The organism is Pseudoduganella namucuonensis, from assembly GCF_900116645.1.
Lineage (GTDB): Bacteria > Pseudomonadota > Gammaproteobacteria > Burkholderiales > Burkholderiaceae_D > Rugamonas > Rugamonas namucuonensis.
On record NZ_FPBO01000010.1, the window covers coordinates 153,937 to 170,657 of the forward strand.

Annotated in this window: 14 protein-coding genes; 9 read left to right on the top strand and 5 right to left on the bottom strand. The window is 66.0% G+C overall.

The features are described 5' to 3' along the window. The first annotated feature begins 27 nt into the window (after window positions 1-27). Window positions 28-639 carry an HdeD family acid-resistance protein gene (locus BM436_RS13225; RefSeq protein WP_229490226.1) on the top strand — a complete coding sequence of 204 codons (612 nt, stop codon included), beginning with the start codon at window positions 28-30 and terminating at the stop codon, window positions 637-639. Here BM436_RS13225 and BM436_RS13230 read toward each other — a convergent pair whose 3' ends face one another. Then, window positions 640-1,773 carry a GNAT family N-acetyltransferase gene (locus tag BM436_RS13230; RefSeq protein WP_093555992.1) on the bottom strand — a complete coding sequence of 378 codons (1,134 nt, stop codon included), beginning with the start codon at window positions 1,771-1,773 and terminating at the stop codon, window positions 640-642. Between the two features lie 104 nt (window positions 1,774-1,877). On the opposite strand from BM436_RS13230, the gene BM436_RS13235 reads away from it, so the two are divergent. Both BM436_RS13235 and BM436_RS13240 read left to right on the top strand, forming a co-directional pair. Then, entirely contained in the window at window positions 1,878-3,932 is a 2,055-nt protein-coding gene (locus tag BM436_RS13235) for an NAD(+) synthase (protein ID WP_093555993.1), read from the top strand. 59 nt (window positions 3,933-3,991) lie between these two features. Then, the gene (locus BM436_RS13240; protein WP_019922031.1) at window positions 3,992-4,330 is read left to right on the top strand and encodes a P-II family nitrogen regulator; all 339 of its coding nucleotides are present in this window, start codon (window positions 3,992-3,994) and stop codon (window positions 4,328-4,330) included. 18 nt (window positions 4,331-4,348) lie between these two features. Here the strand turns inward: BM436_RS13240 and BM436_RS13245 are convergent, their stop codons facing one another. Next, window positions 4,349-4,975, bottom strand: a complete 627-nt coding sequence (locus tag BM436_RS13245; protein WP_093556044.1) for a trimeric intracellular cation channel family protein — start codon at window positions 4,973-4,975, stop codon at window positions 4,349-4,351. A 181-nt stretch (window positions 4,976-5,156) separates the two neighbouring features. Between BM436_RS13245 and BM436_RS13250 the strand changes: the two genes are divergently transcribed. Beyond that, entirely contained in the window at window positions 5,157-6,830 is a 1,674-nt protein-coding gene (locus tag BM436_RS13250) for a methyl-accepting chemotaxis protein (RefSeq protein ID WP_093555994.1), read from the top strand. A gap of 213 nt (window positions 6,831-7,043) precedes the next feature. Here BM436_RS13250 and BM436_RS13255 read toward each other — a convergent pair whose 3' ends face one another. The 3 genes from BM436_RS13255 to trxB all read right to left on the bottom strand — a co-directional run bounded on the left by BM436_RS13255 (window position 7,044) and on the right by trxB (window position 9,392). Further along, window positions 7,044-7,628, bottom strand: coding sequence for a hypothetical protein (locus BM436_RS13255; RefSeq protein WP_093555995.1), 585 nt, complete (start codon window positions 7,626-7,628; stop codon window positions 7,044-7,046). Window positions 7,629-7,721: 93 nt separating this feature from the next. Next, window positions 7,722-8,420 carry a Smr/MutS family protein gene (locus BM436_RS13260; protein ID WP_093556045.1) on the bottom strand — a complete coding sequence of 233 codons (699 nt, stop codon included), beginning with the start codon at window positions 8,418-8,420 and terminating at the stop codon, window positions 7,722-7,724. A gap of 21 nt (window positions 8,421-8,441) precedes the next feature. Next, window positions 8,442-9,392, bottom strand: a complete 951-nt coding sequence (gene trxB / locus BM436_RS13265; RefSeq protein WP_093555996.1) for a thioredoxin-disulfide reductase — start codon at window positions 9,390-9,392, stop codon at window positions 8,442-8,444. 199 nt (window positions 9,393-9,591) lie between these two features. Between trxB and BM436_RS13270 the strand changes: the two genes are divergently transcribed. The 5 genes from BM436_RS13270 to BM436_RS13290 all read left to right on the top strand — a co-directional run bounded on the left by BM436_RS13270 (window position 9,592) and on the right by BM436_RS13290 (window position 16,664). Continuing rightward, window positions 9,592-12,078: a DNA translocase FtsK gene (locus BM436_RS13270; protein ID WP_093555997.1), complete on the top strand. Its 2,487-nt coding sequence runs from the start codon at window positions 9,592-9,594 to the stop codon at window positions 12,076-12,078. A gap of 10 nt (window positions 12,079-12,088) precedes the next feature. Continuing rightward, entirely contained in the window at window positions 12,089-12,721 is a 633-nt protein-coding gene (lolA, locus tag BM436_RS13275) for an outer membrane lipoprotein chaperone LolA (RefSeq protein WP_093555998.1), read from the top strand. Between the two features lie 85 nt (window positions 12,722-12,806). After that, window positions 12,807-14,114, top strand: coding sequence for a replication-associated recombination protein A (locus tag BM436_RS13280; RefSeq protein ID WP_093556046.1), 1,308 nt, complete (start codon window positions 12,807-12,809; stop codon window positions 14,112-14,114). Window positions 14,115-14,219: 105 nt separating this feature from the next. Beyond that, complete coding sequence (locus BM436_RS13285; protein WP_143133105.1) at window positions 14,220-14,984, top strand: hypothetical protein; 765 nt, start codon at window positions 14,220-14,222, stop codon at window positions 14,982-14,984. A gap of 324 nt (window positions 14,985-15,308) precedes the next feature. Continuing rightward, window positions 15,309-16,664, top strand: coding sequence for a uracil-xanthine permease family protein (locus BM436_RS13290; RefSeq protein WP_093556000.1), 1,356 nt, complete (start codon window positions 15,309-15,311; stop codon window positions 16,662-16,664). The last annotated feature ends 57 nt before the right edge of the window (window positions 16,665-16,721 follow it).

Here is a 16,721-nt window from a genome sequence, read left to right on the forward strand (position 1 = left end):
AGGGAGGCTGAGATGGAACAGTTGCCTATGCTAATGAAATCCTGGTGGATACCGGGTCTGCGCGGACTGGTCGCGGTGGCGGTGGGCGTGGCCGCGCTGATGCTGCCAGAGATAACCCTGATGACGCTGGTCGCGCTGTTCGCCGCCTATGCCCTGCTGGCCGGGGGCGCGGCGATGGCGGGCGCGGTGAGCACCCGCGGCGAGCACAAGGACTGGTGGTTATTGCTGTTGCTGGGCGCCTGCGGCCTGGCCGCAGGCGTGCTGGCGCTGTGGCAGCCGGCGCTCTCGCTGCTGGCGCTGGTCATCGTGATCGGGGTGGCGGCCCTGGTCACGGGCGCGCTGGACCTGGCGCTGGCCTTGCGCATGCGCCACCCCTTGCGCGGCCCGGAATGGACGCTGGTGATCAGCGCCGTCGTCTCGCTGGGGTTCGGCTGCATCGTGCTGCTGGCGCCCGACGTGGGCCTGTTCACGATGGTTGGCTTGCTCGGCGTGTATTGCATCGTGGCCGGCGGCCTGTACCTGGCGACGGCCTACACGGCATTCATGCACCACCGGCACGCGGGCCGGTTTGGCCCCGGCGCCGGCCGCACCGAGCGGCGCAACCACGAACGGCGCATGACGGCCAGCCACGCGACCTGATCAGGCGCGGAAGGGATTGCGCTCGTTGAGCTCGTCGATATACGCGTCGATGCCGCCGCTCTCGCGCTCAAGGAAGCGCTCGACGGCATCGGCGAACGACGGGTGGGCCAGCCAGTGTGCCGACCAGGTCTTGGTCGGCAGGAAGCCGCGCGCCATCTTGTGTTCGCCCTGCGCGCCGCCCTCGAAGGTGGCGATGCCGTTGGCGATGCAAAACTCCAGCGGCTGGTAATAGGCCGTCTCGAAGTGCAGGCAGGGCACGTGCTCGACCGCGCCCCAGTAGCGGCCGTACAAGGTGTCTTTCGTGTGCAGCACCAGCGAGGAGGCGATCGGCTCGCCTTCGCGCTCGGCCACCACCAGCAGGATGTTATGCGGCATGGCCGCGCCTATGCGCAGGAAGAAATCCAGGTTCAGATACGGCGAGGAGCGGTGCTCGGCGTAGGTGTTGGAATAGCAGCGGTGGAAAAAGCGCCAGTCCGCCTCGGTGGCGTCGCCGCCGCGCACCTGCCGCATCGTCACCCCGGCTTCCCTCACCTTGCGCCGTTCGGCGCGGATGTTCTTGCGCTTCTTGTGCTCCAGCGTGGCGAGGAACTGGTCGAAGTCGGTGTAGCCCGGGTTCAGCCAGTGGAACTGCACGCCGCTGCGCAGCATGAAGCCGGCCTCGTGCAACCGCATGGCCTGCGCCTCGGGCGGGTACAGGATGTGGGTGGAGGACATGCCGGCGCCGTCCTGCTGCGCTTGCAATAACTCGATCAGCGCGGCGCGCGCGGCGTCGTCGCGCGCCAGCAGGCGCGAACCCGTCACCGGCGTGAACGGAATCGCCGACAGCAGCTTGGGGTAGTACTCGATGCCGTTGCGGTGGTAGGCCTCGGCCCAGGCCCAGTCGAACACGTATTCGCCGTAGGAGTGGGCCTTGACGTACAGCGGCATGGCGGCGGCCAGCTCGTCGCCGTCCCACAGGACCAGGTATTGCGGCTGCCAGCCGGTTTCCGCGCTGGCGCTGCCGGATTCGTGCAGCGCGTGCAGGAAGGCGTGGGACAGGAAGGGATTGTCCTCGCCCTGCGCGGCCAGCAGCGCGTCCCACGCGGGCGCGCCCACGTCGGACAGGGAGGAGATGACGCCGGTTCGATAGCTCATCACGGCATTTTACGCAAAATCGGCCAAGCGGGCTTCGCGGCGCGACTTTGCCCGTTTATCAAGGGGCGATGCTAAAATCCCTGAAACCTTAAGGGCCAGTCCGCATGCCGCATTCTTTCTTCAACCTGTATTCCCATGATTTCGCGCGGGTGAGCGTGGCGGTGCCGCGCTGCCGCGTGGCCGACCCGCGATTCAACGCCGCCGAAACCGTCAAGCTGGCGCGCCAGGCCGCCGCCAACGGCGCCGCGCTGGTGGCCTTCACGGAGCTGGGCATTTCCGCCTACACCTGCGACGACCTGTTCCACCAGCGCGCCCTGCTGGACGGCTGCCTGGCCGGCCTGCAAACGGTGTTGGACGCGTCCCAGTCCATCGGCGCGGCGCTGATCGTCGGCGTGCCGCTGCGCGTGGACCATCAACTGTTCAATTGCGCCGTGGTGCTGTCGGGCGGCCGCATCCTCGGCGTGGTGCCGAAGAGCTACCTGCCGAACTACGGCGAGTTCTACGAGGCGCGCCAGTTCAGCGCCGGCGACGAGGCGCTGTCGGCCGAGATCACGCTGCTGGGCCAGCGCGTTCCGTTCGGCGCGGCGCTGCTGTTCGAGGCCGAGAACGTCCCCCTGTTCAAATTCCACGTCGAGATCTGCGAGGACGTGTGGGTGCCGATTCCGCCGTCGTCCTTCGCGGCGCTGGCCGGCGCCACGGTGCTGGTCAACCTGTCGGCGTCGAACGTCGTCATCGGCAAGGCGGACTATCGCCACCAGCTGGTGAGCCAGCAGTCGGCCCGCTGCCTGTCGGCCTACCTGTATTCGTCGGCGGGGCGGGGCGAGTCCACCACCGACATGGCCTGGGACGGCCAGGCCCTCATCTACGAGAACGGCGAGCTGCTGCGCGAGGCGGAACGCTTCCAGGACGAGTCGCACTTGATTTACGCGGACGTGGATCTGGAGCGCCTGTCGCGCGAGCGCATGCGCCAGACCACGTTCGGCCAGTCCATGCGCCGCTTCGGCGACGAGCTGGCCAGGTTCCGCACCGTGCGCTTCGCGCTGGACTTGCCGCGCCGCCAGGCGCTGCCGCTGGACCGCCACGTGGCGCGCTTCCCCTACGTGCCGTCCAACACGGCGCAGCGCGACAAGCGCTGCAACGAGGTCTACAACATCCAGGTGCAGGCGCTGGTGCAGCGGCTGTCGTCCAGCGGCATCAAGAAGGTGGTCATCGGCATTTCGGGCGGGCTCGATTCCACGCACGCGCTGCTGGTGTGCGCCAAGGCCATGGACCGCTTGAACCTGCCGCGCACCAACATCGTCGGCGTCACCATGCCCGGCTTCGCCACCAGCGCGCGCACGCTGCTGCAGGCGCGCCAGTTGATGGAATTCGTCGGCTGCGCGGCCTCCGAGATCGACATCCGCCCCAGCTGCATCCAGATGATGAAGGACATCGGCCACCCGTATTCCGAGGGCGCCGAGCAGTACGACATCACCTTCGAGAACGTGCAGGCCGGCGAGCGCACCAACCACCTGTTCCGCTTGGCGAACTTCCACAACGGCATCGTGATCGGCACCGGCGACCTGAGCGAGCTGGCGCTGGGTTGGTGCACCTACGGCGTGGGCGACCACATGTCGCATTACAACGTCAACGCCAGCGTGCCGAAGACGCTGATTTCGCACCTGGTGCGCTGGGTGGCCGAGAGCCGCCAGTTCGGCGAGCGCGACTCGGCCGTGCTGCTGGCCGTGGTGAACACCGAGATCAGTCCCGAGCTGGTGCCGGGCAAGGCCGACGACGGCGCGCCCGCGCAGATAACGGAAAGTGTCATCGGACCATACGAATTGCAGGACTTCAACCTATACTACACGCTGCGTTTCGGCTTCGCGCCGTCGAAAGTGGCGTTCCTGGCGCACGCCGCGTGGAGCGACCGGAACACCGGCAGCTGGCCGAACGAGGCGCACGTGGCGCGCAACGAGTACGCGCTGAAGGATATCAAGGCCAACCTGGGCATCTTCCTGCGTCGGTTCTTCCAGACCAGCCAGTTCAAGCGCAGCTGCGTGCCGAACGGGCCGAAGGTCGGGTCGGGCGGATCGCTGTCGCCGCGGGGCGACTGGCGCGCGCCCAGCGACTCGGAGGCCGTGGTCTGGCTGGACGATTTGAAGAATGTGCCGGACGCATAGGCAGTAGCAAACGCTTAGTTTGAACTCGCAGTACGAAATACCCCATCAAGGAGACCGCTATGAAACAAATCACCGCAGTAATCAAGCCGTTCAAGCTGGACGAAGTGCGCGAAGCGCTGGCCGAAGTCAACGTCACCGGCCTGACCGTGACGGAAGTGAAGGGCTTCGGCCGCCAGAAGGGCCACACCGAGCTGTATCGCGGCGCCGAGTACGTGGTCGATTTCCTGCCCAAGGTCAAGGTCGAGGTCGTGGTCGACGACGGCGTGGCCGAGCAGGTGGTGGACGCCATCATCAAGGCGGCCCGCACCGGCAAGATCGGCGACGGCAAGATCTTCGTGCAGAACGTCGAGCAGGTGATCCGCATCCGCACCGGCGAGACCGGCCCGGACGCGGTGTAAGGCGCACGGCCGCCGCCCTCAGGGGCGGCCGAGACGCATATCGAATTTCCAGGTCAGCAAGCGCAGCACGGTGATCACCATTGCGCTTGACCACAGCGCGAAATCATCCGAGACGGATGTTTTTTGCAGCACGATGTACATCCAGCAGCCGATGAACGCGCAGATCGCGTACGGTTTGCCGTCCCGGAACACCATCGGCACCTCGTTGCAGACGATGTCGCGCAACACGCCGCCGAAGATCCCCGTGATCACCCCCATCATCGACGCGATAAACACCGGCATGTTGGCCTGCTGCGCCTGCGACACGCCGGCCACCGCGAACAGCCCGAGGCCGACCGCGTCGGCCACCACGATCACGCGTTCCGAGACGATCTGCCTGAGCGTGCGGATCAGCGGCGAGGCGATCAGGGCCAGCACGAAGATGAGGATGGCGTATTCCTGATGCTGGACCCAGAACAGGGGCCGCTTGTCGAGCAGGATGTCGCGCAGCGTGCCGCCGCCGAACGCCGTGATGAAAGCCACGGTGAACACCCCCACCAGATCCATCCGCTTGCGCCGCGCCTCGATGAACCCCGACAGCGCCCCGACCAGAATTGCCACAATCTCAATAATCGTGATCAGGGAAACGTGGGGGATGTGCTTCATGGGCGGCATGGACAAGGTTGTATATACCGACAGGTTAACATGCGGACGCGGCTGACGGATAGGACTTGATCCGGCGCGCCGCCGCGGAATGTTAATTTCGGTAAATACTGATTTGCTAGTCGCAATATCGTGATAGCTTGTCATCTTTTGAATTGATATTCGCCGTTCAGCGGAGGCGCACATGAGCATACGGAATTTGAAAATCGGCACCCGCCTGGCGGTCGGCTTCGGCGCGGTGTTGCTGTTGCTGGCGGCGGTCAGCGCGATCGGCGACTGGCGCTTGCAGACCATGGGGGACCTGGTCGACAGGATGTTGAAGGACGCGCTGGTCAAGGAGCGCCTGGTTTCCGAATGGTCCGGCCTGACCCATGTGAACGGCGCTCGCACCATCGCCCTGGCGGGCGGCGCGGAACACGCGGGACGCCAGCGCATGGAGCAGCGCATCGAGCGCACCAGCGAACGCATCACCCAGATCCAGAAGCGACTCGAATCCATGCTGGACGGCGAGGCCGAGAAGGCGCTGTATGCCGGCATCGGCGCGCGCCGTAAAGCCTACCGCGACGCGCGCGCAGCCGTGTTCGCCGCAAGGGACGCGGGCACCGCCGAGGCGGCGGCTAAATTGGCCGAGACCAGCCTGGAACCCGCGCTCGAGGCCTACCTGGCGTCCATAGACCAGCTGACCAAGCACCAGGCCGACGCCATCGCGGCGCTGGCCGTGGAGGCGGACAGTCAATACCGCACCGGGCAGTTGCTGCTGCGTGCGCTCAGCGGCGTGGCGCTGCTGGCGGGCGCAGGGCTGGCTTACTGGATAGGCCGCTCCATCACCCGGCCCATCCGGCGCGCGGTCAGGATCGCGCAGACCGTCGCCGCTGGCGACCTGGGCAGCGACATCGCCGTCCATTCCTCGGACGAGACCGGCCAGCTGCTGCTGGCGCTGAAGGACATGAACGACGGCTTGGCCAGCATCGTGCGGCAGGTGCGCGACGGCACCGGCACCATCGCGGCCGCCTCCGGCCAAATCGATTCCGGCAGCCTGGACCTGGCGGCGCGCACCGAGCAGCAGGCCGGCTCGCTGGAGGAGACCGCCACGTCGATGGGCGAGCTGGTCACCGCCGTCAAGCGCAACGCGGACAATTCGCGCGAGGCCAACCAGTTGGCAATGACGGCCGCCGGGATCGCCGGCACGGGCGGCGCGGTCATGTCGCAAGTGGTCGACATCATGGGCTCCATCAATGGCTCGTCGCGCAAGATCGTCGACATCATCGGCGTGATCGACGGCATCGCTTTCCAGACCAACATCCTGGCGCTGAACGCGGCGGTGGAGGCGGCGCGCGCGGGCGAGCAGGGCAGGGGCTTCGCCGTGGTGGCGTCCGAGGTGCGCAACCTGGCGCAGCGCAGCGCCGCGGCCGCGAAGGAAATCAAGACGCTGATCGGCGACTCGGTGCGGCAGGTGGAGGCCGGCAGCCTGCTGGTCGAGCAGGCCGGCGTCACGATGGAACAGATCGTCTCGGGCATCCATCGGGTCACGGATATCATGGGCGAGATCACGACGGCCAGCAGGGAGCAAAGCGCCGGCGTGGAGCAGGTCAACCGGACGATCGCGGAAATGGACCGGGTGACGCAGCAAAACGCGGCGCTGGTGGAGGAGTCCGCCGCGGCGGCCGCCTCGCTGCACGGCCAGGCCGATCATCTAGCGAGGGTGGTCGGTGTGTTCAAGCTGCGCGAGGGATGGAGCGTGGCGCCGGCGACGGTCTTGCGGCTTGTTCCCGGCGCGGCCCGGGTACCAGATGCGAACGCGGCCGATGTGGTCCCTACCCGTCGCGCTACAGGAATCCAGTGGGACGCGCAGCCTTGAAGGAGGCGTGATCGGGCATGGGAGCCAAAAACCAAAAGGGAACCACCAGGTTCCCTTTGCGTTGGCGCGAAGCTAAATCTTAGAAGATGCGGTACAGGAGCGTACAGAGTGCTACAACGGACAGGCCGGCGCCTATGCCCATCAAACGAATCACCACGGATACGGTCTTGGCGCGCGCTTGCGAATCGGTTTCCAATTTTGTGGCAATGCTTGTCATTTGATGGCCTCCAGGCACCGTGTGCCGTCTTTCCTGTTGTTGGCCAGACAATGGCCTAGCTTCCTCATTATATCGTCTTTTTCCTGTTTGGCCGTCTTGATCGCCTCATCCTTCATACTGGACTCTATTGTACCAAGCACAGCGTGGACGACGGTGTAGCTCATGGCTGTAAAGATCAACGTCCCGATAGAAGCTCGGAAAACCTTGCGATCCGGAATGTGCGGATTGCCAGTCGCGGGCGTTGAATTGTTTAAGGAGCCAACTCCCACCATGATGGCCGATCCAAGAATAATTCCCAGGTGGATACAAAAGACGAACCAAGCGATGCCATTGCCATTGGGATCCGTGACGACTTTTTGCAGCGCAAACAGTTCGTAACAAGTAGCCGCCGCCATGCCCATGGCGGCCCAGAAGAGTTCGCCCTTGCCTATTGATTTGATGATGCTGCCAGCCGCCAGCGTAGCGGTGACGCTTGGGATGCTGAACAACCACAGGACAAGGAGGGGGAGGAGAACAGGGACGAGGATGTTGATGCCGACCCATGCGGCCAGAGCCCACCAGTCAAGGTTTGGCGAAAACAAGGCTGACCTCCGTCTCGACTGAAAAGGGAGAATCAGACATCATGCAAGTGAATTGTCATTAAGTCAACGAGAGGGCTCGCAGATCGAAGGAAGCTATCGGCGCTCGGGCAGCAGCGCCGCCTTCAGCAGCACGATCAGCGCGCCTTCGCCGCCTTCCTCGGAGCGGGCCTGGCAGAACGCCACCACGCCTTTTTGCACCAGCCAACTGTGCACCATGGTTTTCAGCACCGGCTCCTGGCCGCGCGAACCGAAACCCTTGCCGTGGATGACGCACACGCAGCGGTGGTTGCGCTGCGTGGCGCGGGTCAGGAAGGCGCCCAGCGCGTCGCGCGCGGTGTCGCGGTTCATGCCGTGCAGGTCCAGCTCGTCCTGCACCGGCCAATGGCCCTTGCGCATCTTCTTCACCACATCGGGGCCGACGCCGGGCGCGGCGTAGTTCAGCGCCGGGTCCTCCTCCATGTAGTGGTCGACCTCGAACAGGTCCGACAGCGACTCGCGCAGCACGGCCGCGTCGTCGGCCTTTTGCTCGTCGGCGGTCAGCGGGCCGCGCTTCTTCGCCGCGGCGAGCGCGGCGGCGGACAGGGCGCGTTGCGCGCCGGGCTGCGGCACGTAGCGGTTCTGCTCCGGCAGGCGCTTGACCTCGCCCAGGCTGTTGCGGAAGATGTTGGCCTCGGCGGCCGCCACCTTCTCGCGCTTGACGCGCTCGGCCTCGGCGGCCGCGCGCGCCTCGCCCTGTTCCTTCAGCTGCTTGCCGAGCGATTTCAGGTCCGCGAAGTCTTTCAGTCCCGCCATGGTCCGCATCCCCCCTTTCGATTACTCCTGGCCTTCCAGGTAGCGCTGGGCGTCCAGCGCCGCCATGCAGCCGGTGCCGGCGCTGGTGATGGCCTGGCGGTAGATGTGGTCCTGCACGTCGCCGGCGGCGAACACGCCCGGCGCGGTGGTGGCGGTGGCCATGCCCTCGGTGCCGGTCTTGGTCTTGATGTAGCCGTTGTGCATTTCCAGCTGGCCCTCGAAGATGCCGGTGTTCGGCTTGTGGCCGATGGCGATGAACAGGCCGTGCACCTTCACCTGGGTCAGCGCGCCGTCGGCGGCGGCCAGCGTCACGCCGGTCACGCCGCCGTCGTCGCCGTTCACCTCGTGCAGCGTGTGGTTCAGTTTCAGCTCGATCTTGCCCTCGGCGACCTTGGCCATCAGGCGGTCGATCAGGATGGCCTCGGCGCGGAACTTGTCGCGGCGGTGCACCAGGGTGACCTTGTTGGCGATGTTCGACAGGTACAGCGCCTCCTCGACGGCGGTGTTGCCGCCGCCGATGACGGCCACTTCCTGGTTGCGGTAGAAGAAGCCGTCGCAGGTGGCGCAGGCCGACACGCCCTTGCCCATAAACGCCTGCTCGGACGGCAGCCCCAGGTACTGCGCGGAGGCGCCGGTGGCGATGATCAGCGTGTCACAGGTGTATTCATTGCTGTCGCCGATCAGGCGGATCGGTTTTTCGCTCAGCTTGGCCGTGTGGATGTGGTCGAACACGATTTCGGTCTTGAAACGCTCGGCGTGCTGCAGGAAGCGCTGCATCAGGTCCGGGCCTTGCACGCCCATCGGGTCGGCCGGCCAGTTTTCCACGTCGGTGGTGGTCATCAGCTGGCCGCCTTGCTCGACGCCGGTCACCAGCATGGGGTTCAGATTGGCGCGCGCGGCGTAAATGGCAGCGCTGTAGCCGGCAGGGCCGGAGCCGAGTATCAAAACGCGGGCGTGTTTGGTAGTGGTCATGAGCGGGCTTCTAAATAAGTTGGGATAGTCCCCAGATGGGGGCGCGCACGCCGGCGGCAAGGCGCCTTGCGTTCGCGCAAGCAAAGCGAGATTATAGTCCAAGCCGGCAATTCGAATGAATCGAGAGGCCTGGAGTTCCTTGAATGGCTTAGAATACCCACAAATGGGCATTCAGCCCCGCAATATTATAAAAGCGTCAATGTCTAAAACGAGCCCACAGCCGACCTCCAAGTACACCCGCACCGCCACCGAACGCCAGCCCCTGCCGAACCGCCTGGTGCGATTGCTCTCGGAAGCGCGCTGGTTTGCGCTGGCCGCGCTCGCCCTGTACGTGCTGATCATCATGATCAGTTTCAACAAGGCGGACCCGGGCTGGTCGCACGCGAACGTGGTGCCGCGGGTCTACAACCTGGGCGGCCGCGCCGGCGCCTGGCTGAGCGACCTGATGCTGTTCATTTTCGGCTTTTCCGCGTGGTGGTGGTGCGTGTGGCTGCTGCGCACCGTCTGGAGCGGCTACCGCCGCCTGACGCGCAAGTTCGTCACGCAGGAGGACGACGACCCGGAGCATAGCCACGAGGGCATCATCCGCATCATCGGCTTCGCCTTCCTGCTGGTGGGCAGCATGGGCCTGGAATTCCTGCGCATGTATTCGCTGCCGGTGCAGCTGCCGCGCGCGCCGGGCGGCGTGCTGGGCCAGCTGATCGGCCACGCCGCCCACGTGGGCCTGGGCTTCACGGGCGCCACCTTGCTGCTGTTGCTGCTGTTCGGGCTGGGCTTCAGCCTGTTCTTCCATGTCTCCTGGCTGGCGGTGGCCGAGCGCATCGGCGGCGCCATCGAGGAATGCTGCGACTGGGTGGTGCACCGCTACCAGGACCACGAGGACCGCCGCCAGGGTTCCGTGGCCGCCGTCAAGCGCGACGAGGTGGTCGTCAGCGAACGCGCCAAGCACGTCGAAAAACACGTGGAGAAGCCGTTGCGGGTGGAGCCGCAGATCGTTCCCAACCCGGTCGCCATGCCCGCCGCCGCCGCCGCGTCTCCCGGTGCATCTGCCCCGGCGCACGTGCCGGCCGCGCCCGCGCCGGTGGAGAAGTTCTCGGCCGCCGCGCCGGTGAAGATCGAGCAGCAGGTCACCTCGGTGGCGATGTCCGAGCGCGCCGTCAAGGAACGCCAGGGCGTCCTGTTCCAGGGCGTGCGCGACAACGACCTGCCGCCGCTGTCGCTGCTGGACGATCCTCCCGCCGCGCAGGAAACCGTGGCCATCGAGACGCTGGAATTCACCAGCCGCCTGATCGAGAAGAAGCTGTCCGACTTCGGCGTCGAGGCGCGCGTGGTGGCCGCCTATCCGGGCCCCGTGGTCACCCGCTACGAGATCGAGCCGGCCACGGGCGTGAAGGGCAGCCAGATCGTCAACCTGGCGCGCGACCTGGCGCGCTCGCTGTCGCTGACCTCGATCCGCGTGGTGGAAACCATCCCCGGCAAGAATTACATGGCGCTGGAGCTGCCCAATCCCAAGCGCCAGATCGTGCGCCTGTCCGAAATCGTCGGCTCCAAGGTCTACCACGACAACACCTCGGCGCTGACCGTGGCGCTGGGCAAGGACATCGCCGGCAAGCCGGTGGTGGCCGACCTGGCCAAGATGCCGCACTTGCTGGTGGCGGGCACCACCGGCTCCGGTAAATCGGTGGGCATCAACGCCACCATCCTGTCGCTGCTGTACAAGGCCGACCCGGCCGACGTGCGCATGATACTGATCGACCCGAAAATGCTGGAGATGTCGGTCTACGAGGGCATCCCGCACCTGCTGGCGCCGGTGGTGACCGACATGCGCCAGGCCGGCCACGCGCTGAACTGGGCGGTGAACGAGATGGAGCGCCGCTACAAGCTGATGTCCAAGCTGGGCGTGCGCAACCTGGCCGGCTACAACACCAAGATCGCCGAGGCGGCCAAGCGCGAGGAGCACATACCGAATCCGTTCAGCATCACGCCGGACTCGCCGGAGCCGCTGGAGAAGCTGCCAACCATCGTCATCATCATCGACGAGTTGGCCGACCTGATGATGGTCGTCGGCAAAAAGGTCGAGGAATTGATCGCCCGTATCGCGCAAAAAGCGCGCGCGGCCGGCCTGCACTTGATTCTGGCGACGCAGCGCCCATCTGTGGATGTGATCACCGGCTTAATCAAAGCCAATATCCCGACCCGTATCGCGTTCCAGGTGTCGTCCAAGATCGACTCGCGCACCATCCTGGACCAGATGGGCGCCGAAGCCCTGCTGGGCATGGGCGACATGCTGTACATGCCGCCCGGCACCGGTTTGCCGGTGCGCGTGCACGGCGCCTTCGTTTCCGACGACGAGGTGCACCGCGTGGTGGCCCACCTGAAGCTGCAGGGCGAGCCGAACTACATCGAGGGCATCCTCGAGGGCGGCACCCTGGAGGGCGACGGCGGCGGCGAAGCCGGCGCCGCGTCGGGCGAGGGCGGCGGCGAGGCCGACCCGATGTACGACCAGGCGGTGCAGGTGGTGCTGAAAAACCGCCGCGCCTCGATTTCGCTGGTGCAGCGCCACTTGCGCATCGGTTACAACCGCGCGGCGCGCCTGCTGGAGCAGATGGAACAGAGCGGCGTGGTGTCGCCCATGCAGTCGAACGGCAACCGGGACATCCTGGTGCCGGCCGCCAGCGCAGAATAAGGAGTTTTGTATGAAATGGATCACCGCGGCGATGGCCGCAACGACCGCCGCGATGGCCTTCGCGGGCGCGGCCCAGGCGGCGGCGCTGGACCAGTTCAAGACCTTCGTCGCCAGCACCAAGTCGGCGCGCGGCGAGTTCACGCAGCACCAGGTGAAGAACGTGGGCGGCGCGGCCAAGACCTCGTCGGCCGCCAGCGGCACCTTCGAGTTTTCCCGTCCGGGCAAGTTCATCTGGACCTACCTCAAGCCCTACGACCAGCTGCTGCAGGCCGACGGCGAGAAGCTGTACATCTACGACAAGGACTTGAACCAGGTCACCGTGAAGAAGCTGGGCGACGCGCTGGGCTCGTCCCCGGCCGCCATCCTGTTCGGCAGCAACGACCTGGAAAAGAACTTCACCCTGTCCGAGGGCGGCACGCGCGACGGGCTGGAATGGTTGACGGCGGTGCCGAAGGCCAAGGACACGACGTTCGAGCAGATCAGCATCGGCCTGCGCAACGGCACGCCGGAGGCGATGGAACTGAAGGACAACTTCGGTTCCATGTCCGTGCTGGCGTTCAAGAAGTTCGAGAAGAATCCCGCCGTCAGCGCCTCCCACTTCAAGTTCGCCATGCCCAAGGGCGTGGACATCTCCCAGCAATGACACCTTTGCGCCGGATCAAGCCGGCGCGGGGCGCCGCCGCTAAGGTAAATCAACTCACGTCTTTCCCGCCCCAAGCACCGCCATGATGGATGACCTGTTCAAAACCGAGCCCCGCCCCCCGCTGGCCGAAGCCCTGCGTCCCAAGACGCTGGACGAGGTCATAGGGCAGGGCCATCTGCTGGGCGAGGGCAAGCCGCTGCGCCTGGCCTTCCAGGCCGGCAAGCCGCACTCGATGATCCTGTGGGGCCCGCCCGGCGTGGGCAAGACCACGCTGGCGCGCCTGACCGCCAACGCCTTCGACGCCGAGTTCATCGCCCTGTCCGCCGTGTTCGCCGGCGTGAAGGACATCCGCGCCGCCATGGAGCAGGCGCAGCAGAACCTGGATCGCCTCGGCAAGCACACGCTGCTGTTCGTGGACGAGATCCACCGCTTCAACAAATCGCAGCAGGACGCGCTGCTGCCCTTCGTCGAATCCGGACTGGTGACCTTCATCGGCGCCACCACCGAGAACCCCAGCTTCGAGGTCAACTCGGCGCTGCTGTCGCGCGCCCAGGTCTACGTGCTGAAGTCGCTGACCGACGAGGAGATGCGCCAGCTGCTGGCCAAGGCGCAGAAGGAGGCCCTGCCCAACCTGGTGTTCGACGACGCGGCGGCCGACACCCTGGTCGGCTACGCGGACGGCGACGCGCGCCGCTTCCTGAACCTGCTGGAGCAGGCCGACAACGCCGCCTCGTCCGCCGGCGTGCGCAAGATCGACGCCAAGTTCGTCGAGAACGCCATGACCTTGAACGCGCGCCGCTTTGACAAGGGCGGCGACAACTTCTACGACCAGATCTCGGCGTTGCACAAGTCGGTGCGCGGCTCCAACCCGGACGGCGCGCTGTACTGGTTCTGCCGCATGATCGACGGCGGCGCCGACCCGCGCTACCTGGCGCGCCGCATCGTGCGCATGGCGTGGGAAGACATCGGCCTGGCCGACCCGCGCGCGCTGACCATGGTGAACGACGCCGCCGAGACCTACGAGCGCCTGGGCTCGCCCGAAGGCGAGCTGGCGCTGGGGCAGGCGGTGATCTACCTGGCGGTGGCGGCCAAGAGCAACGCCGGCTACAACGCGTTCAACCAGGCCATGGCCTTCGTCAAGCGCGACAAGTCGCGCGAAGTGCCGGTGCACCTGCGCAACGCCCCGACCAAGCTGATGAAGGAGCTGGGCTACGGCCACGAATACCGCTACGCCCACGACGAGCCCAACGCCTACGCCGCCGGCGAGACCTATCTGCCCGACGGCATGGCCGAACCCGGCTGGTACCAGCCCGTCCCGCGCGGCCTGGAAAGCAAGATCGCCGACAAACTCGCCTACCTGCGCGGCCTGGACGACGAGGCGCGCGGCAAATAAAGCCGTCGTTCGCGTTGCGGTCCGGCCTCGAACGCGCGACGGCCGGTGGCGCGACTCGTTGTCTTATGGCATTATTTAACTCTTTTGCAAGCTAGGACTCCATCAATGATGACCAAATGCGAGCTATTCTGGACAGACGGGCAGGGTGAGTTTCCCGCGCAGAATGCCGTTTCACACACGCTCGCGTTGAATGGCGCGAGCCAGACCGTCCAGTTCACCTTCCCGGCGTTGGAGCGCCCCATCGGGGGCCTGCGCTTCGACTTCGCCGACACGCCCGCGTCCGTCCGGGTGGACGGCATCGCGCTCAAGGATGGCGAAGGCGGCGTGCGCTGGCGATGGAATGGCGACCCGGCCGTGTTCGACAACCCAAACCAGGCCACCGCCAGCGCGGTGGAAGATACCCCGGCCGTCATGCTGGCCGGTTCCGGCCTGGACCCGAATTGCCTGCTGCTGGTGCCGGAAGAGGCGCTGTCGCAGGCGCGGGAAGGGTGGTCCGTGGAGATGGCGCTGGTTCCCCAGCCGGATCCCCTGCACGACCTGAAAAAGGCGACGATGCAGCGCGACCTGGCGATCAACGCGTTGACCGGCCTGTACCTGAAGCAAAAGGAAGAGGTCGACAACCTGGTCCAGGAATGCCTGGCGCAACGGCGGCTCAACGAGCGCGCCGCGGCCGAGCACCTGGCGCTGCGCCAGCAACTGGAACAGCTGGCCGACGACTGCCGCGGCTACAAGCGCGCGATCGAACGCTACGACGAAAACGACGCCATCCTGCGCAAGCGCCTGCATGAACACGAAAGCGTCCTGAAAAGCATCACGTCCAGCAAATGGCTGCGGCGCCTGTTCCCCATCGGCGACCTCCCTTCCCGCTGACCGTTCCCCGGACCCGCCGTCGCCGGGTCCTGTCACTCCCGCCGCCACGCCGGCGAAAAACCCACCTACGTTGCGAATTTGCTACGCCGCCCCGGCGCTGGCGTTGCCGCGCCAATCGCACCCATAGATTGTATACAAAATTGGTTGACAATAATTTCACGCGTGGGCATCATGGATCGCATCAAACGCCGCCATAGAGCAGCGGATAAGTACCCTCGCTCGACCTCGACACGGTCACCAACAGACGACACGATCTGCGTGAAGAGGCATGCCGGATAGCACCGGAACAAGTAGTTCAGACACAACATCTTTGATGGAGACACCATGAACAACCTGCTATACCAAGTGGACGACCGTCCACCGCTCGTCACCACCGTCCTGCTGGCCGCCCAGCACATGCTCGCCGCCCTGGGCGGCATCATCGCCGTGCCCCTGGTCCTGGGCGCGGTGCTCAAACTGCCGGCCGACCAGATCGTCGCGCTGGTCAACGCCGCCCTGCTCGGGTCCGGCGTCGTCACCATCATCCAGTGCAAGGGCGTCGGCCCGATCGGCATCCGCCTGCCGTGCGTGATGGGCACCAGCTTCGCCTTCGTCGGCGCGGCCATCAGCATCGGCTTCGAACACGGCGTGCCCGGCATCCTCGGCTCCTCGCTGGCCGCCTCGGTCGTGATGATCGTCGGCAGCTTCTTCATGCCGCAAATCCGCAAACTGTTCCCGCACACCGTCACCGCCGTCGTCGTCACGATGATCGGCCTGTCGCTGGTGCCGGTCGCGGTCGACTGGGCCGCCGGCGGCAAGGGCGCGGGCGCCCACTACGGCGACCCGGTCAACCTGGGCATCGCGCTGTTCGTGCTGGCCACCGTGATCGCGCTGGTGCAGTTCGGCAAGGGCATCATCTCCGCCGCCGCCGTCGTGATCGGCATGGCGATCGGCTACGCCGGCTGCGTCGCGCTGGGCCTGGTCGATTTCTCGTCGGTGCAAAAGGCCGCCGTGTTCGCCCTGCCGCAACCGCTGTACTTCGGCATGAGCTTTCCGGTCAGCGGCATCCTGGCCATGGCGGTCGCCTACGTCGTCACCATGGTGGAAACCACCGGCACCTTCATGGCGCTGGGATCGGCCACCAAGACCAAGATGCGCGGCAAGCTGCTGTCCCGCGGCGTGCTGTGCGACGGCGTCGGCTCGGCCTTCGTGGCCATGCTGGGCAGCCCGCCGGTGTCGACCTTCGCGCAGAACGTCGGCGTGATCTCGCTGACCGGCGTGGCCAGCCGCCACGTGGTGGCCCTGACCGGCGTGCTGCTGGCGATGGCCGGCCTGTTCCCCGTGCTGGGCGCCCTGGTCGTCACCATTCCCCAGCCCGTGCTGGGCGGCGCCGGCCTGATGATGTTCGCCATGATCATCGCCGCCGGCGTGCAGATGCTGAGCCACGTCGAGCACAACAAGCGCACCGGCCTGATCATCGCCGTCTCCATCGGCTGCGGCCTGGCCGTCAGCGTGCGTCCGGAGCTGCTGTCCAAGCTGCCGGCCTTCGTGCACGAGATCTTCGGTTCCGGCATCAGCACCGGCGCCATCATCGCGGTGCTGCTGAACCTGGTGCTGCCGGAGCGTCCGGTCGAGGTCGACGAGGACGAGGAAGAGGACGTGCCGCAACCCATGCTGGTAAAAAACCTGGAGCCGGCGTAATCTAAAACCGCCTACCCAGCCCCCCGCCCGCGCCGCCGATGCCCCCCAGCACCGCCG